At 63.0% G+C, this 19,151-nt stretch carries 17 protein-coding genes; 13 read left to right on the top strand and 4 right to left on the bottom strand.

Annotated elements, in window-relative coordinates; translation table 11 throughout:
* Window positions 1–170: 170 nt before the first annotated feature.
* The 3 genes from NKH95_RS12055 to NKH95_RS12045 form a co-directional block, all read right to left on the bottom strand.
* A complete protein-coding gene (locus NKH95_RS12055; RefSeq protein ID WP_023812481.1) occupies window positions 171–1,163 on the bottom strand; it encodes an ABC transporter substrate-binding protein in 993 nt (330 codons plus the stop codon).
* A gap of 299 nt (window positions 1,164–1,462) precedes the next feature.
* Window positions 1,463–2,461 (bottom strand): aldo/keto reductase, encoded by a 999-nt coding sequence (locus NKH95_RS12050; protein WP_023812482.1) that lies wholly within the window; start codon window positions 2,459–2,461, stop codon window positions 1,463–1,465.
* A 61-nt stretch (window positions 2,462–2,522) separates the two neighbouring features.
* Entirely contained in the window at window positions 2,523–4,028 is a 1,506-nt protein-coding gene (locus NKH95_RS12045; RefSeq protein ID WP_352774966.1) for a UxaA family hydrolase, read from the bottom strand.
* 229 nt (window positions 4,029–4,257) lie between these two features.
* Between NKH95_RS12045 and NKH95_RS12040 the strand changes: the two genes are divergently transcribed.
* From NKH95_RS12040 to gnd, 6 genes are all read left to right on the top strand, one after another.
* Window positions 4,258–5,160 carry a GntR family transcriptional regulator gene (locus NKH95_RS12040; protein ID WP_352774964.1) on the top strand — a complete coding sequence of 301 codons (903 nt, stop codon included), beginning with the start codon at window positions 4,258–4,260 and terminating at the stop codon, window positions 5,158–5,160.
* 196 nt (window positions 5,161–5,356) lie between these two features.
* Window positions 5,357–5,713 carry a DUF2946 family protein gene (locus NKH95_RS12035; RefSeq protein ID WP_023812485.1) on the top strand — a complete coding sequence of 119 codons (357 nt, stop codon included), beginning with the start codon at window positions 5,357–5,359 and terminating at the stop codon, window positions 5,711–5,713.
* A 97-nt stretch (window positions 5,714–5,810) separates the two neighbouring features.
* Complete coding sequence (locus tag NKH95_RS12030) at window positions 5,811–6,350, top strand: copper chaperone PCu(A)C (RefSeq protein ID WP_023812486.1); 540 nt, start codon at window positions 5,811–5,813, stop codon at window positions 6,348–6,350.
* Between the two features lie 30 nt (window positions 6,351–6,380).
* A complete protein-coding gene (locus NKH95_RS12025) occupies window positions 6,381–6,860 on the top strand; it encodes a YcnI family copper-binding membrane protein (RefSeq protein ID WP_352891618.1) in 480 nt (159 codons plus the stop codon).
* Between the two features lie 92 nt (window positions 6,861–6,952).
* Entirely contained in the window at window positions 6,953–8,593 is a 1,641-nt protein-coding gene (locus NKH95_RS12020) for a copper resistance CopC/CopD family protein (RefSeq protein ID WP_023812488.1), read from the top strand.
* A gap of 234 nt (window positions 8,594–8,827) precedes the next feature.
* Window positions 8,828–10,255 (top strand): NADP-dependent phosphogluconate dehydrogenase, encoded by a 1,428-nt coding sequence (gene gnd / locus NKH95_RS12015; RefSeq protein ID WP_023812489.1) that lies wholly within the window; start codon window positions 8,828–8,830, stop codon window positions 10,253–10,255.
* Window positions 10,256–10,264: 9 nt separating this feature from the next.
* Here the strand turns inward: gnd and NKH95_RS12010 are convergent, their stop codons facing one another.
* Window positions 10,265–11,320: a LacI family DNA-binding transcriptional regulator gene (locus tag NKH95_RS12010; protein ID WP_023812490.1), complete on the bottom strand. Its 1,056-nt coding sequence runs from the start codon at window positions 11,318–11,320 to the stop codon at window positions 10,265–10,267.
* 401 nt (window positions 11,321–11,721) lie between these two features.
* On the opposite strand from NKH95_RS12010, the gene NKH95_RS12005 reads away from it, so the two are divergent.
* The 7 genes from NKH95_RS12005 to mgrA all read left to right on the top strand — a co-directional run bounded on the left by NKH95_RS12005 (window position 11,722) and on the right by mgrA (window position 19,088).
* Window positions 11,722–12,960, top strand: a complete 1,239-nt coding sequence (locus NKH95_RS12005) for an ABC transporter substrate-binding protein (RefSeq protein ID WP_023812491.1) — start codon at window positions 11,722–11,724, stop codon at window positions 12,958–12,960.
* An 81-nt stretch (window positions 12,961–13,041) separates the two neighbouring features.
* Window positions 13,042–13,929, top strand: coding sequence for a carbohydrate ABC transporter permease (locus NKH95_RS12000; RefSeq protein WP_352891616.1), 888 nt, complete (start codon window positions 13,042–13,044; stop codon window positions 13,927–13,929).
* Window positions 13,926–14,864: a carbohydrate ABC transporter permease gene (locus tag NKH95_RS11995; RefSeq protein WP_023812493.1), complete on the top strand. Its 939-nt coding sequence runs from the start codon at window positions 13,926–13,928 to the stop codon at window positions 14,862–14,864. The genes NKH95_RS12000 and NKH95_RS11995 overlap by 4 nt, the downstream gene beginning before the upstream one ends.
* 5 nt (window positions 14,865–14,869) lie before the next feature.
* The gene (locus NKH95_RS11990; protein WP_023812494.1) at window positions 14,870–15,967 is read left to right on the top strand and encodes an ABC transporter ATP-binding protein; all 1,098 of its coding nucleotides are present in this window, start codon (window positions 14,870–14,872) and stop codon (window positions 15,965–15,967) included.
* 53 nt (window positions 15,968–16,020) lie between these two features.
* A complete protein-coding gene (locus tag NKH95_RS11985; protein WP_128303236.1) occupies window positions 16,021–16,767 on the top strand; it encodes a sugar phosphate isomerase/epimerase family protein in 747 nt (248 codons plus the stop codon).
* A gap of 11 nt (window positions 16,768–16,778) precedes the next feature.
* Window positions 16,779–17,921, top strand: a complete 1,143-nt coding sequence (locus NKH95_RS11980) for a Gfo/Idh/MocA family protein (protein ID WP_023812496.1) — start codon at window positions 16,779–16,781, stop codon at window positions 17,919–17,921.
* 120 nt (window positions 17,922–18,041) lie between these two features.
* The gene (gene mgrA / locus NKH95_RS11975; RefSeq protein WP_352891615.1) at window positions 18,042–19,088 is read left to right on the top strand and encodes an L-glyceraldehyde 3-phosphate reductase; all 1,047 of its coding nucleotides are present in this window, start codon (window positions 18,042–18,044) and stop codon (window positions 19,086–19,088) included.
* Window positions 19,089–19,151 lie beyond the last annotated feature (63 nt).

The raw sequence follows: 19,151 nt of genomic DNA, 5'->3' as shown, positions 1-19,151 counted from the left end.
GATTGGCCTCCCGGATTGGCTTCCCAGGCTGGCCTCACGATTGGCACGCGGCGAGGCAAGGATATGCCTCGAAAACAGCCTAGCTCAGGCGTGCGGATTGCCAAGCCGTTTGTGCGGCAGCTTGTGTCTCCGGGGCGAGGTGCCCCGGAGACGATTGCGGATGCGACGGCTCAGAGCTTCGGATTGAGCAGCGCGTCGATCTTGGGGTCTTTCATGTTGTCCTTGGTCACCAGATTGGCGCCGGTGTCGACATTGGCTTCGACCTTCTCGCCTTTGGAGGCGGCGAGTGCGGTCTTGATGCCGTCATAGCCCATCCGGTACGGATCCTGGACGACGAGGGCGGAAATGACGCCGTCGTTGAGGAACTTGATCAGCTTCTCGTCGCTGTCGAAACCGACCAGCGCCAGTTTGCCGCCAAGGCTGTTTTCCGCGACAGCCTGGCCGACGCCCTGCGCCATGATCAGGTTGGAAGCGAAGATGCCCTTGAGGTTCGGGTTGGCGGTGATCAGGTCGGTGGCGATGTTGAGGCCGGTGGTGGCCTGGCCGTCGGCGTATTTATCGGCGACCAGCTTGAGGCCCGGATATTTGGCGGCCAGCTGTTCGGTGAAGCCCTGCTTGCGCTGTTCGAGCGAGCCGGCGCCCGGTGCGTTGGTGATCAGGGCGACGTCGCCCTCGATCTTGCCGCCGTTGGCGGCGCCGATGGCGGCTGCGAGGCCGTCGGCAGCGACGCGGCCGCCCTGGACGTTGTCGGTGGTCAGGAACGAGGTGAAGGCCTTGGAGTCGGCGCCGGAGTCGATGCCGATGACCTTGACCTTGGCAGCGGCTTCATCGATCGGCTTGCCAAGCGCCTTGAACTCGGTCGGCGCAATGACGATGGCCGCCGGGTTGCTGGCAACGGCGTTCTCGAGGATCGAGACCTGGCCGTTGACGTCGGTTTCAGCCTGGGCACCGAGTTCCGGCACATTGACGCCGAGATCCTTGCCGGCCTTGCGGGCGCCGGCCAGAACGATCTGCCAGTAGAAGGACGTGGTGTCCTTGACGATGATCGGAATGGTGACGTCCGCCGCCGAAACCGGCGCCGAATGCATGACGCCGGCGAGCATCGAAGCTGCTGCCAGCGCCATGACGGCGCGGCGGTTGAGAATGCTGGTCGCGAATTTCATGAGGTTTCCTCCCTAAGTCGCCCGGTGAACGTTACGGAAGCTCCGTCCGGATAGGCGCGGCCCGAACAGAACTTTATCAATAAAAAACAATTGCCATGTTTTGATAATGCATCGAACAGATCGATGCAAGCGGTGTTTGATCAGTCCTTGCGAGGTCTGGCAGAAGCAAATCCACCGCGCTGCTCCCCATTGACGCCGTCACGCTTCCGTTCCGTTCCGGGAATGTATGGAATATTAATTCCACCATTTCGTCAATATGGAATATCCATTCCTTCGTGTGACCGCAAGAATATGAAGTTTCACGCCAGCTCCTGCACCAGTGTGTGGGGACGATATCTGGCGTATTCCGTCTCCGGCACGTCGATGTCGAGCAGTTGGAGGTTGCGCGTCAGGTTCGCCAGCTTGGCGGTGCCGGTCAGCACGGTGGCGACGGCAGGTTCATGCAAGGGGAATTGGAACGCGGCGGCGGCGAGCGGATAGCCACCCTCGGCGGCGATCCTTTCCATTGCGCCGACGCGGTCGAGCACGTCATGGCTGGCAGGGCGGTAGTCGAAATGCGCGCCTTGCACCGGCCCGGTCGCCAGGATGCCGGAGTTGAACACGCCGCCAATGACCAAGGAGGTCTGCCGCGCCCGGCATAGGGGCAGCAACTCCGCTTCGGCACTGCGGTCGAGCAGGGAATAGCGGCTGGCGAGCAGGATGCAGTCGAGCGGCGCCTCGCGCATCACGTCCAGACAGATCTGCACCTCGTTGACGCCAAGCCCATAGGCGGAAATGACGCCGGACCGTTTCAGCTCTTCGAGTGCCTTGAGGCCGCCGTCCATCAGGTCGCGAAAGTGCAGCTTGGTCTTCTCGACACCATGGGTGTAGGCGCCGATGTCGTGGACAAACAGGATGTCTATCCTGTTTAGGCCAAGCCGCGCATAGCTGAACTCGACCGACCGCATGATGCCGTCATAGGAATAGTCGTAGTCGAGCGCGAAGGGCAGCGGATCGACATAGGAGTGATCGGGAACCTGATCCTCCGACACCGGGCGGAACAGCCGGCCGACCTTGGTCGACAGCACATAGGAATCGCGCGGCTTGTAGCGCAGGAAGTCGCCGAAGCGGCGCTCCGACAGTCCGAAACCGTAAAAGGGTGCGGTGTCGAAATAGCGCAGGCCGGCATCCCAGGCGCCCTGCAGCGTCTCCATCGCCGCTTCGCGCGAACAGGCGCGGTAAAGGCCGCCAAGTGCAGCGCCGCCAAAGCTGACCTCGGTGACTTCCAGCGCTGTCTGGCCGATGCGGCGTCTTTCCATGCACAACCTCCCCGTGGCCAGCCAACTGGCCGGCGCGCAGTCTACTTTATATCAGTAAAATCTAAAGTGTTGCGCCCAGATGCCAGGGCACGAACTCGTTGTCGCCGTAGCCGAAGTCCTCGCTCTTGGTCTTGCGGCCGGAAGCCGTTTCGACGATCAGTTCGAAGATCTCGCGGCCCATGCCGGCGATGGTCTTTTCACCCGAGGCGATGACGCCGCAATTGACGTCCATGTCCTCCTCCATCTGGTGGTACATCGTCGAGTTGGTGGCGACCTTGATCGACGGCGTCGGACGGCAGCCGAAGCAGGAGCCACGGCCGGTGGTGAAGACGATGACGTTGGCCCCGCCCGCCACCTGGCCGGTCGCCGAAACCGGGTCGTAGCCGGGCGTGTCCATGAACACCAGGCCGCTGCCAGTGACTTTTTCGGCGTAGCCGAAGACGCCGTTGAGCGGCGTCTGGCCGCCCTTGGCGACCGCGCCGAGCGACTTCTCCAGGATGGTGGTGAGGCCGCCGCGCTTGTTGCCGGGCGAGGGATTGTTGTCGATCGAGGCGCCGTGCTTGGCGACATGGTCCTCCCACCATTTCACGAAGCCGTCGAGCTTCTGCGCGATCTCCGGCGTTGCCGCGCGGTAGGCAAGCAGATGTTCGGCGCCATAGATCTCCGTCGTCTCGGAGAGGATGCCGATGCCGCCGACGCCGGCCAGGATGTCGACAGCCGCGCCCAGCGCCGGATTGGCTGTAATGCCCGACATGCCGTCGGAGCCGCCGCATTGCAGGCCGACGATGATCTCGCTGACCGGGATCGGCTCACGCTTCAGCTGGCCGACTTCCTCGGCGATCTCGGCCAGCACGCCCATCGCCTTTTCCACCGATTTGCGCGATCCGCCGGCGTCCTGGATGTTGAAATGGCGCTTGCCGGCAGCGACGCCCTTTTGGCCGTAGAGGGTGAGCTGGTTGACCTCGCAGCCGAGACCGACCATCAGCACGCCGCCGAAATTCGGGTGGCGGGCGTAGCCGGCGAGTGTACGGTGCAGCACCATCATGCCGTCGCCGGTGCCGCTCATGCCGCAGCCCTGGCCGTGCACGATCGGCACGAAGCCGTCGATGCCGGGATATTTCGGCAAAAGCGTGCGGTTGGCGGTGTCGGCGATGGAATGGCAGACGGTGGCCGAGCAATTGACGCTGGCGACGATGCCGATGAAGTTGCGCGTGCCGGCGCGGCCATCGGCGCGGCGATAGCCCATGAAGGTGCGGGTGCGGTCGGCCTCCGTCGCGTGCTCGGCCTCGCTCGGCGGCACGACCGGCAAGCGGCCGGATTCGAACACCAGATTGTGCGAATGCACGTGCTCGCCCGGCGCGATGTCCTGTGTCGCGCGACCGATCGCCTGGGCGTATTTCACCACGGCCTCGCCGGCGGCGATCGGCTTGATCGCCACCTTGTGGCCGGGCTCGATCAACACACTGGCGACGGCACCGCCCGGCAGCGCGGTGCCGATCTCGATGCGGCCGTTGGCGACGGCGACATTGTCGGCGGGGGATAGAAGAATGCAGTTGGAGGCGTTCACGGGCGGTTTCCTGGGTGATCCTGGGTTGCGCGGACGGATTGACACGCGTCTGTTTAGAGATATTGTCTTTTATCGTGAAAAAACAGTTTTGCGTCAATGGTTTTTTCACTGGGGAGTTCCGCATGTCTCCGGGTTGTTCCGGGAAGCAATTTCGCTTCTCAGAGCCATGCGAACGTCATATTGCGCTTCAAACCGTCCGCCGCAAGCGACGGCGTGCAACGGGTCAGGGATGTCGAAGAGCAACAACGTCTACAAGGATGCCTACAACCGCTGCCTGCGGCAGCTCGACGAAACGCGCAGCCTGCCTTCGGAGCCGGAACTGGGTACCTTGCTTGGCGTCAGCCGTACCACGGTGCGCACCATTCTCGCGCGCATGGAAGAGACTGGGCTGATCGCCTGGAACAAGCGCGCCAAGACGGTGCTGCGCGAGACGCGTCCCGATGATTTCTTCCCCGAGGAAGAGACCGACACGCTGGCCGAGATCATCGAACGGTCGTTCATGCGTCGGTTGCTCGCCGGCGGCGCCGAAGCCGGCATGCAGATCAACGAGCTCGAACTGGCGCGTGAGATCGGCGTCGGCACCACCAGCGTGCGCGAGTTCCTGATCCGCTTCTCCCGCTTCGGCCTGATCGAGAAGCGCCGCAACAGTCACTGGGTGCTGAAGGGCTTTACGCGTGCCTTCGCGCTGGAGCTGACCGAAATCCGCGAAATGTTCGAACTGCGCTCGGCGGCCGCCTTTGCCGTTTTACCGCAGGACAGCGCGGTCTGGACCGATCTCGACCGCCTGGAAGACGAGCATCGCCAGTTGGCAAACGACATCGCCACCCGCTTCACCGAGTTCTCCGAACTCGACGAGCGCTTCCACCGGCTGATCCACCGGGCGTCGCGCAACCGCTTCATCGTCGATTTCTACGATGTCATCGCCATGATCTTCCACTATCATTACCAGTGGAACAAGGCGCAGGAACGCGAGCGCAACGAAGTCGCCATCGGTGAGCATCTGGTCTACATAGAGGCGCTGAAATCACGCGATCTCGGCAAGGTCGACGCCGCTTGCCGCAAGCACCTGAAATCGGCGCGCCAGACATTGCTGACCTCGATCCCGGAGAGCCGGTCGCTGCAAAAATCCTGAGCCGCATCGCGGCTTGGAGCCTTGTTTCATGCATGTCGTTGTCCCAAAACCGCTATACGCTTTTGGGCGGCATGCGTTGAGCCTGCCGCGTCGGCGCCGCGGCGATTTGGCGATTTTCCACCCGCCAGCCCCGTGCTAGATATGGTTCGTTGCTGCGAGAGGCAGGGCTTTGGGCGTATCGAGGAGACGATGGAGCATGCCGGTCGCGCTTGTCGCGGCCTATCTGCTGTTGCTCCAGTCGACGCTTGGTGCATTCGCCTTCGGCGCCGGTCCCAATGCATCGCAGCTCGACGCCTTCGGCAACGTCATCTGCACCCATGAGGGCGCAACCCAGCTTCCCGGCGACAACCAGCCGCCGTCCCATCTTCCGGCATGCTGCGTGCTCGGCTGCAGCATGGTTTCGGCGGCCTTTGCGCCGCCGCCCGGTGCTGGCCTGGCGCTGGGCAGCCTTTCCTTCAAAACGGTCGCCTTTGTTTTTCCGGCGGCCATCCATCTCGACTTTGCGCGTGAGCGCTCGCCGTCGAACCCGCGCGCGCCGCCGCTGACGGCCTGAGCCTGTTTGCCCGGCGGAACCTTTCGTGGGCGTACCCATCCAAAGATCAAACTGCTCGCGACCGGCAACGGCGCGACCTTCACTTCATGGAGCAACCATGTCCTATTTTTTCCCCGACGCGGCGCGTCTTATGCCCGGCGGCATTCTACGCGGCATCGAAGAGCGTGTCGGCATTGCCGTGCTGGCTCTTGCGCTGCTGTTCACAGGCGCCCAGTCCGTCCTCGCGCATGAGTTCAAGGTTGGCGATCTCGAGATCGGCCACCCCTGGTCGCGCGCCACGCCGGCCGGCGCCAAGGTCGCCGGCGGCTATTTCACCATCACCAACAACGGCAGTGCGCCGGACCGGCTGGTGTCGATTTCCTCCGATGTCTCTGAAAAGGCCGAGCTGCATGAGATGGGCGTCAAGGACGGCGTCATGACCATGCGTCCGGTTGCCGGTGGCCTGGAAATTCCGGCCGGCGGCAAGGTAGCCCTTGCGCCTGGCGGCTATCATTTGATGTTCATCGGCCTGAAGCGACAACCCAAACAGGGTGAAAAGTTCTCAGCCGTCCTGACCTTCGAAAAGGCCGGCGCCGTCAGCGTCGATTTCGCTGTCGAAGGCATGGGCGGTGGCGCCATGGACGATCACGCCAATTGACCCGGCCAGTTTGAAATTTGAGGGACCATCATGAACAAGTATCTTTTGTCGGCCGCAGTACTTCTCGTGCTCGGAACCAGTGCCGCCTTCGCGCATATCACGTTCGAAACGCAGGAAGCGGCCGTTGGGTCGACCTACAAGGCCGTTTTGCGCGTGCCGCATGGTTGCGAGGGCAAGGCGACGATCGCCGTGCGCGTGCAGATTCCGGAAGGGGTGATCGCGGTTAAGCCGATGCCGAAGCCTGGCTGGACGCTGCAGACCAAGAAGGGCAAGTACGACAAATCCTACCAGCTCTATGGTCAGGCGGTTGCCGACGGGGTCAAGGAGGTCGACTGGAGCGGCGGCAGCCTGCCAGATGAATTCTACGACGAGTTCGTCTTCCGCGCGACGCTGACGGCGGATCTCCCTGTCGGCCAGAAGCTTTACTTCCCGGTTGTGCAGGAATCCCATGGGGCCCCCCCCCGCTGTATCAAAATCCCGGCACCCGCCCAGGATGAGGCCGCGCTGTAAACCCCGCCACCCGCCACCACGCGGTTGCCGAATAAATGATCACCACGGCGGCGCGCTCATTCGAGCGCGCCGCTCTTTTTCGTGGCGGTGACATGAGCACGACCCCCCTCCTGCAAACGGCTTCCATGGCCTGCAAACCTGCCGGCCGGCTTGCCGCCGGCCTGTTGGCCGTGATCGTGTTTCTTGCCAGCCTTGCCGTGTCAGATCAGGCCTTTGCCCATGCCGCGCTGATCAAGACCGATCCGGCCGACGGCGCGGTGCTGGAACAGGGGCCGGCACAGTTCTCGCTGACCTTCAGTGAGCCGGTCTCGCCGCTGGTGCTGACCTTGGTGAAGCCCGACGGCACGCCGGTTGCTCTGACGTCATTCCGGCTCAGCGACCAGACGCTCGAGATCGACAATCCGCAACCGCTCAAATCCGGTACGCATGTCTTGAGCTGGCGCGTCATCTCCGCAGACGGTCATCCCGTCGGCGGATCGCTGCTGTTTTCCATCGGCGCGCCCAGCGAGCCGCCCGCCGTGTCCGAAGCCGTCGACTGGCCGTTGCGGTCGGCGATCTGGCTCGGCAAGGTTTTTCTCTACCTCGGCCTTTTTCTCGGCGTCGGCGGCGCTTTCGCCCTCGCCTGGCTGTCCCAAGGTGGCCGCGCCGGACAGCGCTTCGTTGCAGCCGCAATCCTGGGCGGACTTGTCGCGGCGCCCTTGTCGCTCGGCTTGCAGGGGCTTGATGCGCTCGGGGCACCGCTCTCCCATCTGGCACAGGCGGTTATCTGGCGGACCGGACTCGGCACCAGTTTCGGCTGGACGGTGCTGGTCGCGCTGATTGCGCTGGGGCTTGGCCTGCTGTCGCTGGCCGGCCCCCGCGCCACCGCCAAACCACTTGCGCTGGCAGGTCTGGCCGGGGTGGGGGTTGCCCTTGCCGCCAGCGGCCATGCCAGTGCCGCCGAACCGCAATGGCTGACGCGGCCGATGGTGTTCCTGCACGGCGTAGGCATCGCGTTGTGGGCCGGCGCATTGGTCCCACTCGGGCTGGCGCTGAAGGGGCAATCGGCGGGGGCCACGCCATTCCTGCGGCGGTTTTCTTGGGCGATCCTGCCGGTGGTGGCCGTGCTTGCCTCTGCCGGCATCGTGCTTGCCGTCATCCAGGTGCAAACACCCGCGGCATTGGTCGACACCGCCTATGGAAGGCTGCTGCTGATCAAACTCGGGCTGTTGGTCTTTCTGTTCACGCTCGCCGCCGTCAACCGCTGGAAACTCACGGCATCGGCCGAGGCGGGATCGACGGAAGTTCAACGCAGGCTGGTCCGCTCGATCGGCGTCGAGATGTTGATCGTGTTGGCGATTTTCGGCGTTGCCGCGGGCTGGCGCTTCACGCCGCCGCCACGAGCCCTCGCGATTGCGGCAGCGCAACCGGTGTCGGTCCATATCCACGCGCTGAAAGCGATGGCCGATCTCAGCATCACGCCGGGCCATGCCGGACCGGTCGTCGCCTCGATGATCATCATGAGCGGCGATTTCGGCCCGCTCGACGCCAAGGAGGTGACGCTTGTGCTGTCGAAACCCGATTCGGGCATCGAGCCCTTGAAGCGCGCGGCGGCCAAGCCCGGCGACGGCAGTTGGCGTGTCGACAACCTCGTCATCCCGGTGGCCGGCCGGTGGACGGTGCGCATCGACATACTGGTCTCGGACTTCGAGATGGTGAAGATCGAGGCGCCCGTCGACATCCGCGCCGAGTGATATTCAGGTGATGCCGGCCTGCGAACGGCGGCTTCCTGCGCTTCCGGTGCTCACGTACTTTAAGTACGCTCCGCTCCGGTTCTCGGAAACCACCATTCTCGACTCGGCCTGACCTGAATCTCACACGCCGCGGCATCAACACAATTCGGCGGGGCGGTTGACGCAGCCCGAAAGGCCCGTCAATCATCGCGGCAAAACGCGATCTCAACAAAATCCGAAGGCAGGAAAAAAACGATGGAAAAAGCCGAAATCGGCCTGATCGGCCTTGGCACGATGGGCTCCAACCTGGCGCTCAACATCGCCGAGCACGGGCATCGCATCGCCGTCTTCAACCGCACCAGGGCGCGCACGGACGCTTTCATCGAGAATGCCGGCGCGCTCAGGGACATGGTCGTGCCCTGCTACAGCCTGGAAGAGCTTGCCGCCGCGATCCGGCCGCCGCGCCCGATCATCATCATGGTGCTGGCCGGCAAGCCGGTCGACGAACAGATCGCGGCTCTGCGCGGCGTGCTGTCGGCCAACGACATCGTCATCGACGCCGGCAACGCCAATTTCCGCGACACGATGCGGCGCTTCTCCGAGCTTTCCGGCTCGGGTCTCACCTTCATCGGCATGGGCGTGTCCGGCGGCGAGGAGGGTGCGCGCCACGGACCGTCGATCATGGTCGGCGGCACGGAGGACTCATGGAAACGCGTCGAGAAGGTGCTGACGGCGATCTCCGCCAAGTTCAAGGACGAACCCTGCGCGGCATGGCTCGGCACCGACGGCGCCGGACATTTCGTCAAGACCATCCATAACGGCATCGAATATGCCGACATGCAGATGATCGCGGAGATCTACGGCATCCTGCGCGACGGCCTGGGCATGGACCCGAAGGAGATCGGCACGGTGTTCGCCAACTGGAACAAGGGCCGGCTCAATTCCTACCTGATCGAGATCACCGCCAAGGTGCTGGCATCAGACGATCCGAAGACCGGCAAGCCGGTGGTCGACATCATCCTTGATCGCGCCGGCCAGAAGGGCACCGGCAAATGGTCTGTCATCGAGGCGCAGCAGCTCGGCATCCCGGCCACCGCGATCGAGGCGGCGGTGGCGGCGCGCGTTCTATCGTCGATCAAGGACGAGCGGCTGGCGGCGGAAAAGGCCTATGGCAACATCGGCGTGACGAAGATTTCCGGTGACAAGGACGCCTTGCTGAAAGATCTGGAACTGGCGCTGTTCGCCGGCAAGATCGCCGCCTACGCCCAAGGTTTTGCGGTGATGAGCGGCGCCTCCAAGGAATTCAACTGGAACCTGCCAATGCCGACCATCGCCAGGATCTGGCGCGCCGGCTGCATCATCCGCTCGCAGATGCTCGACACCATGGCGGAGGCCTTCAGCAAGGGCGGCGCCTCGACCAACCTGCTGATGGCCCCGGCCTTCATTGCGCTGATGCAGGAAGCGCATCCGTCGCTGCGGCGCATCGTGGCGAGGGCTTCGGAGGCCGGCTCGCCGGTTCCGGCGCTGTCTTCCGCACTTGCCTATTTCGACAGCTACCGCCAGGGCCGCGGCACGTCGAACCTGATCCAGGCGCAGCGCGACTTTTTCGGCGCGCACGGCTTCGAGCGTATCGACGACAAAGGCGCGTTCCATGGGCCGTGGGGAAGCGGTGCGGCTGGTTAGCCCAAGGGCCTAAACGGAAACCGGCGGGCTGAACGCCCGAACCTCGCTGGTGGCGACCAGGCGCTGCAACGAGCCGGGTGCGGCGCCGCCGATCCAGCCGAGCACGGAGCGGGCGAGATCGGAGCCGGCCAGGCGGAAGTTCTCGTTGACGACGAGCAATTCCGGCCGGAACAGGTGCAACAGGTCCGACGACTGCTTGGACACGACATCGACGTCGCGGCCAAGCTTGAGGCCGGCATCCTCGATGCCGGCGACGATCGCCAGTGTCGCGGCGGCAGCGCTGCTGACGAAGCCGTCCGGCCTGTTCTCGCGGCGCATCACCTGCGCGGTTCTGGTCCTGATCTGCTCGATCGTGTGATCGATGGAAACGGTGTTGAACGGAATTTCGCTGGCTCCGACCTCGCTTAGCGCATCGGCAAAGCCGTTCAGCGTGTGGCCATAATAGGTCAGCCCGGGCGGCGGCGACAGAAGCGCCAGCTTGTGCCTGCCCATGCTCGCCAGGCGGCGCACGGCTTCCATCGCGAAAACATGGTTGTCGAAGTCATGGTAGGGATGGACGAGGCCCATGTCGGTGCGCCCATGCGTGGCAAAGGGCATGCCGTGCTCGAGCATGTAGCGGGCGCGCGGATCGTTCGGTTGGGTGCGCGAAATGATGACTCCGTCGGCCGAGCCGGTCTCGACGAGATAGCGGATCGGCTCCATCGGATCCTGCGAGCGGGAATAGGGCGTGACGATCAGGTGATAGGGCGTTTCGGCGAGCACTTCCGAAACGCCGTAGATGATGTCCGAGACGAAGCTCATGATCTCGCGGTCGGTGTTGAGCACGAGGCTGATGACATTGGTCCTGCCGGTGCGCAGACGCACGCCGGCGCGGTTCGGCCGGTAGCCGATCTGCTTGGCGACGAGCTGGACGCGACGCCTGGTTTCGGCGCCGATTTCCGGGGCATCCTTCAAGGCGCGTGACACAGTGGTGACGCCGAGCCCGGTCATGAAGGCAAGCGTCTTCAACGTCGGCCGTCCCTGTGCCGAGGTCTCCCCGTTCTTGTCCGTACGCTGTCTGTCCATTCGTCCCGCCCGTCAGGCGCATAGCAGCCGCGAGCCATGTCGGCAATCGCCGCCATAGCGGTACGATATGCGTTCCAGCCCCGGCAAAGCTCAATATACTGAAACGTTACAGATTGCCATATCGAGTTACATGTCCATCGCCACGAGGTGGATGGTCTTTTGCGAAACGCATTGGGATTCCAGGAGAAATCGCCTCTGCCGCCGCCTTTTGTCCGTATCAGGCGGCATTTCGGTGTTTGCGCCGCAGCAAACCATGCTGCAGTGCATGGGAAGCGCGATCATTCATGCGAATTTGTTCGCGGTCCGAAAAAATATCGAGGGCGCTTCGTTGATGGGTTGCACAGCCCGCGCAATTGCCGTATCGAAAATCTGTAACGTTTCAGATTCTGGGAGGAGCCGAAATGCGATACAAACTTTTGACCGCTGCGCTGGCAGCGACGGCCGCGTTGCAGTTTGCCGGCCAGGCGGCCGCGACGGACCTGGAAGTCACCCATTGGTGGACGTCGGGCGGCGAGGCGGCGGCGGTTGCGGAACTTGCCAAGGCATTCGATGCAACCGGCAACCACTGGGTGGATGGCGCCATTGCCGGCTCCGGCGGCACGGCGCGGCCAATCATGATCAGCCGCATCACCGGTGGCGATCCGATGGGCGCCACGCAGTTCAACCATGGCCGGCAGGCGGAGGAACTGGTGCAGGCCGGCCTGATGCGCGACCTCACCGACGTCGCCACCAAGGGCAAGTGGACTGATGTCGTCCGGCCGAAGAGCCTGCTCGACGGCTGCACCATCGACGGCAAGATCTACTGCGTGCCCGTCAACATCCATTCCTGGCAGTGGCTGTGGCTGTCCAACGAAGCCTTCGCGAAGGCCGGCGTGCCGTTGCCGAAGGACTGGAATGAATTCGTGGCGGCAGCGCCGGCGCTGGAAAAGGCCGGCATCATCCCGCTCGCCGTCGGCGGTCAGGCCTGGCAATCCTCCGGTGCCTTCGACGTCCTGCTTGCGGCTGTGGGCGGTACGGACACATTCCTCAAGGTCTACAAGGACAAGGATGCCAAGTTCGCCGCCGGGCCCGAAGTCGCCAAGGTCTTCAAGGCCGCGGACGATGCCCGCAAGATGGCGAAGAACACCAATGTGCAGGACTGGAACCAGGCGACCAACCTGGTCATCACCGGCAAGGCCGCTGGCCAGATCATGGGCGACTGGGCGCAGGGCGAGTTCCAGGTTGCCGGCAAGACCGCCGGCAAGGATTATACCTGCCTGCCGGGCCTTGGGCTGAACGAGGTCATAGCCACGGGCGGTGACGCCTTCTATTTCCCGCTGCTCAAGGATGCCGACAAGAGCAAGGCGCAGGAGGTGCTGGCCGAGACGCTGCTCGATCCCAAGACGCAGGTTGCCTTCAATCTAAAGAAGGGATCCCTGCCGGTGCGCGGCGACGTCGATCTCAATGCGGCCAACGACTGCATGAAGAAGGGCCTCGCCATTCTTGCCAAGGGCGCCGTCATGCCGTGGACGGACCAACTGCTTTCACAGGACACCCAGAAACAGAAGGAAGACCTTTTCGCCGAATTCTTCGCCAAGCCGGAACTGACCATCGAAGACGCGCAGAAGCGCTTCGCCGACCTCATCGCTTCGGCGGACTGACGCTGGAGGCAACCCGCCTCATTCCCGGCCTTGCGAATGCAGGGCCGGGAATGCACCGCCCTTACCCAGCCGGCTGACGAGATGAGCAAGAGCGAACGCCCCAACCTTCTGTTCCGCAACCTCAATGCGAAGGTCGCCTCGATCCCGATGATCCTCACCGCCATGGTGGTTTTCGTCGGCGGCACCGTTTGGACGGTGCTCTATTCCTTCACCAATTCGAAGCTCCTGCCGCGCCTGAATTTCGTCGGGCTCGACCAGTATTACCGCCTGTGGGCGGCGCCGCGCTGGCTGATCTCGATCGAGAACCTGTTGATCTACGGCGCGATCTCCCTGGGGTTCTCGCTGGTCATCGGTTTTCTGCTTGCCGCGCTGCTCGATCAGAAGATCCGCTTCGAGGACACGTTCCGCACGATCTTCCTCTATCCTTTCGCGCTCTCCTTCATCGTCACCGGCCTGGTCTGGCAGTGGTTGCTCAATCCGGATTTCGGCATCCAGCATGTCGTGCGGGACTTGGGCTGGACGAGCTTCAGCTTCGACCCGCTCTACAATTCCAGCATCGTCATCTACGGCATATCGATCGCTGCGCTGTGGCAAGGCACCGGGCTCATCATGTGCCTGATGCTGGCCGGCCTGCGCGGTATCGACGAAGACATCTGGAAGGCGGCGCGCGTGGATGGGATCCCGATGTGGAAGACCTATCTGTTCATCGTCATCCCGATGATGCGGCCGGTCTTCATCACCACGCTCGTCATCATCGCTTCCGGCATCGTCAAGGTCTATGACCTGGTCGTGGCCCAGACCAGCGGCGGCCCGGGCATCGCATCCGAAGTGCCGGCCAAATACGTCTACGACTATATGTTCTTCGCCCAGAACCTCGGCCAGGGTTTTGCCGCCTCGACCATGATGCTGCTCTCGGTGGTGATCGTCATCGTGCCTTGGGCCTATCTCGAGTTCGGGCGACGCAAATGAGCATTGCAGACATCACCGCTCAAGCAAGCACTGCCGCCGGCGCGCGCCAGGACATCGCCGGGCCCTACGGTCCAAAGCCGCGCCGCGTGATTTCGCGCCGCAACGTCTTCCTCTACGGCACATTGTTCGTCATGGCGGTCTACTACCTCTTGCCGCTCTATGTCATGGTCGTCACCTCACTCAAGGGCATGCCGGAGATCCGGCTCGGCAACATCTTCTCACCGCCGCTCGAGATCACCTTCGAGCCGTGGGTCAAGGCGTGGTCAACGGCCTGCACCGGCCTTAACTGCGACGGGCTCTCGCGCGGTTTCTGGAATTCGGTGCGGATCACCGTGCCGTCGGTGCTGCTGTCGATCGCCATCGCCTCGGTGAATGGTTATGCACTGGCCAATTGGCGCTTCAAGGGCGCCGACACGTTCTTCATCATCCTGATCGTCGGCGCCTTCATTCCCTACCAGGTGATGATCTATCCGATCGTCATCATCCTGCGCGAAATCGGCCTCTACGGCAGCCTCAGCGGGCTGGTGATCGTCCATTCCATTTTCGGCATGCCGATCCTGACGCTGCTGTTCCGCAATTATTTCGCATCGATGCCGGAAGAGCTGTTCCGGGCGGCACGCGTCGACGGCGCCGGCTTCTGGGGCATCTTCCTGCGCATCATGCTGCCGATGTCGCTGCCGATCTTCGTCGTCGCCATCATCCTGCAGGTGACCGGCATCTGGAACGACTTCCTGTTCGGCGTCGTCTACACCCGCCCCGACACCTATCCGATGACGGTGCAGCTCAACAACATCGTCAATTCGGTGCAAGGCGTGAAGGAGTACAACGTCAACATGGCCGCAACCATCCTGACCGGGCTTGTGCCGCTGATCGTCTACTTCATTTCCGGCAAGCTTTTCGTACGCGGCATCGCCGCCGGCGCGGTGAAGGGGTGATGGCGATGACGGCAGCCAACGATACCAGCGTTTCGATCCAGGACCTGTCGCTGAATTTCGGCGCGGTGACCGTCCTGGAGACGCTCAATCTCGATGTCGCCGATGGCGAGTTCATCGTGCTGCTGGGGCCGTCCGGCTGCGGCAAGTCGACCTTGCTCAACTGCATTGCCGGCCTGCTCGATGTCTCCGAAGGCCGCATCTTCATCAAGGGCAAGAACGTCACCTGGGAAGAGCCCAAGGACCGCGGCATCGGCATGGTGTTCCAGTCCTATGCGCTCTATCCGCAAATGACGGTGGAGAAGAACCTGTCCTTCGGGCTGCGTGTCGCCGGCACGCCAAGAGAAGAGATCGCCAAGCGGATCGCGCGGGCGGCTGAAATCCTGCAGATCGAGCCGCTGCTGCAGCGTAAGCCGGCCGCACTTTCCGGCGGCCAGCGCCAGCGCGTCGCCATCGGACGGGCGCTGGTGCGCGATGTCGACGTGTTCCTGTTCGACGAGCCGCTGTCCAATCTCGATGCCAAGCTGCGCGCCGAACTGCGCGTCGAGATCAAGCTGCTGCATCGCAAGCTGCAGAACACCATGATCTACGTCACCCACGACCAGATCGAGGCGATGACGCTGGCCGACCGTATCGCGGTGATGAAGGGCGGCGTCATCCAGCAGCTCGATGCGCCGCAGACCATCTACAACCGTCCGGTCAACCGCTTCGTCGCCGGCTTCCTCGGCTCGCCCGCAATGAACTTCGTCGATGGCCGTCTGGAAGACGCGGACGGCGGCTGGCGGTTCGCGGCCGAGGATATCAAGATCCCGCTCGGCACTTACGACTTTGCCAAGCCTCCGGCTCCAGGCCCCGTCACATTCGGTATCAGGCCCGAGCATGTCAGCCTGAACAGTGGCACCGGCTGGCCGTTCTCGATAGCCGCCAATGTCGAGGTGGTCGAGCCCATGGGCTCCGACACGCTGGTCTGGCTGAAGCTTGCCCAGCAGAATTTCAGCGTCCGGGTGACCTCGGAACGCACGCCCAAGAACGACGAGGCGGTGACGCTTGGCTTCGATCCGATGCGCGCCTCGCTTTTCGACACGGCAACCGGCACACGCATCTAGCTTCCGAGAACCAACCTTCCAACGACAATCCCCAAGCGAAACGGACAGAGACGATGAATTGGTCATTCCAACTTTACAGCGCCCGCAATTTCCAACCCTGGGACGGTGTGCTCGCCACGCTCGGCAAGCTCGGCTACGCTCAGGTCGAAGGTTTTGGCGGCGTCTATGATGATCCCGAGGCATTCCGTGCCGAGCTCGACAAGAACGGGCTTGCCATGCCGACTGGGCATTTCTCGATCGACGCTCTCGAGAACGATTTCGACGGCGTGCGCAGAACCGCCGACGCACTCGGTATCACGCTGCTCATCTGCCCTTTCCTGATGCCCGACCAGCGGCCATCCGACGCCGCCGGCTGGAGCGGCTTTGGTGAGCGTCTGGCAAAGGTCGGCGACGCCGCGAAAAAGGCCGGCTACGGCTTTGCCTGGCACAACCATGATTTCGAGTTCAAGAAACTTGCCGACGGATCGGTGCCGCAGGACCACATCCTGTCATCCGCGCCCGATGTCAGCTGGGAGATGGACGTGGCCTGGGTGGTGCGCGGCGGCGATGATCCGTTGCCGTGGATCGAGAAACACGGCAAGCGCATCAGTGCCGTCCACGTCAAGGACATGGCCAAGCCGGGCGAGGGGCTGGATGAGGATGGCTGGTCGGATGTCGGCCATGGCACCATCGACTGGGCCGGTCTGATCAAGGTGCTGCGTGCCAAGAGTGCTGCCCAATACTACGTCATGGAACAGGACAACCCCAACGACATCGAGCGTTTCGCCCGCCGCTCCATCGCAGCCGCCAAAACCTATTAGGAGCAATCAGCATGGCAAAGAAACTTGGCATCGGCGTCATCGGCTGCGGCAACATCTCGAAAGCGTATTTTTCGCTGGCGCCGCTGTTTCGCGGCATCGAGATGCGTGCCTGCGCCGACATCAACATGGAGGCGGCCAGGGCTCGGGCGAAGGAGTTCAAGCTGCGCGCCGAGACCGTCGAAGACCTGCTCAGGGCCGACGACATCGACATCATCGTCAACCTGACCATCCCGGCGGTGCATTATGAGGTGTCGAAGCAGATACTCGACGCCGGCAAGCACGTTTATTCGGAAAAACCGTTCGTGCTGTCGGTCAAGGAAGGGCTCGACCTTAAGAAGCGGGCGCAGAAAAAGGGTCTTCGGATCGGCTCGGCGCCAGACACTTTCCTCGGCGGCGCGCACCAGCTGGTGCGCAACCTGATCGACACCGGCAAGCTTGGCAAGGTCACGAGTGGTACCTGTCATGTCATGGGCCACGGCATGGAGCATTGGCACCCCAATCCGGATTTCTTCTTCCAGCCGGGCGCCGGTCCCGTGCTCGATATCGGACCGTATTACATCACCAATCTGATCCAGCTGATCGGGCCGGTGAAGCAGGTCGCGGCCTTCGCGACGACGCCGGCCAAGGAGCGGACGATCAGTTCAAAGCCGCGCGCGGGTGAAAAGATACCGGTCAACACGCCGACGACCATCCATGGGCTGCTGGAGTTCGAGAACGGCGCCGTTATCACGCTCAACACCAGCTGGGACGTCTGGGCCCACGGCCACGCGCCGATGGAACTCTATGGCGAGACAGGCACGGTGTTCGTGCCGGATCCGAATTTCTTCGGCGGTGACGTTCGCTTCACCGACGCGGCCAAGCCGGTCAAGAAGCTGCCGAACTGGCCGCATCCGTTCGGCGTGCCCAACGAGATGCATTCGCAAGGCATGATGGCCAACTACCGCACATCAGGCCTCGCCGATATGGCGGTGGCAATCGCGGAAGGCCGGCCGCACCGCTGTTCGATGGAGCTGGCGCTGCACGCCGTCGACGTGATGACCGGGCTGTTGCGTTCCGGCGAAACCGGCAAGTTCGTCGCCATGCAGACCACCTGCGAACGGCCGGCGGCACTTGGCGTCAAGGAAGCCAAGGCGCTTTTGGCGAAGAAGAAATAGGCAGCACACCTCAACCCTCTCCCCGTTTCGACGGAGAGAGGGTAAGGGTGAGGGGCAGAGCCAACTCGCCGCGTTGTCGCGATGCAGCCGACCGGCTCGTTTCCATTTGAGGATTTTCCGATGCCCTACACGCCTGCCGAAAACCGCTATGAAAAGATGATCTACAACCGCTGTGGCCGCTCCGGCCTGAAGCTGCCGGCAATCTCGCTGGGGTTGTGGCATAATTTCGGCAACGACACGCCGCACAAGACCAAGCAGGCGATCGCGCGCAAGGCCTTCGACCTCGGCATCACGCATTTCGACCTCGCCAACAATTACGGTCCGCCGCCCGGTTCTGCCGAGACCGCTTTCGGCGAAATCCTGCGCACCGACTTCGCCGCCTACCGCGACGAACTGATCATCTCGACGAAGGCCGGCTACGAAATGTGGGCCGGCCCCTACGGCGAATGGGGCGGGCGCAAATACATTCTGGCCAGCCTCGACCAGAGCCTGAAGCGCATGGGGCTCGACTATGTCGATATCTTCTATTCGCACCGTTTCGACCCCGACACGCCGCTGGAAGAAACGATGGGTGCGCTCGACCATGCGGTGCGCTCGGGCAAGGCGCTCTATGCCGGCATCTCGTCCTACAATTCGCAGCGCACGCGCGAGGCCGCCGATATATTGAAGCAGCTTGACACGCCTTGCGTCATCCACCAGCCGAGCTATTCGATGCTGAACCGCTGGGTGGAGGAAGACGGCCTGCTCGACACGCTCGAAGGGCTCGGCGTCGGCTCCATCGTGTTCTCGCCGCTGGCGCAAGGCATGCTGACCAACAAGTATCTCGGCGGCATTCCGGACGGCAGCCGTGCTTCCCAGGGCAAGTCGCTGAAGACAGCCTTCATCAACGACAAGACCATCGCCAACATCAAGGCGCTCGACGCCATCGCCAGCAAGCGTGGGCAGACGCTGGCGCAGATGGCGCTGGCCTGGGTGCTGCGCAAGGGCAGGGTGACCTCGGCGCTGATCGGCGCCAGCCGGCCGGAGCAGGTCGAGGACTGCGTCGGCGCGCTCAAGGTGCTCGACTTCAGCGATGCCGAACTCGCCGAGATCGATACCTACGCCCGGGAGTCCGATATCAATCTGTGGGCAGCTTCGGCCGAGCGCAAAGGCCCGCCGCGAAAATAAACCACTCAAGCCGGCAAAATAAGAGCGGCGGGCACTCCCGCCGTTTTTCATGGGAAGCCAAAT

The sequence above is a fragment of the Mesorhizobium sp. M0848 genome, from assembly GCF_040319805.1.
In the GTDB taxonomy this organism is placed as follows: domain Bacteria; phylum Pseudomonadota; class Alphaproteobacteria; order Rhizobiales; family Rhizobiaceae; genus Mesorhizobium.
The sequence above is the reverse complement of the archived record's forward strand: the minus strand, read 5'-3'. Positions and strand labels throughout refer to the sequence as shown.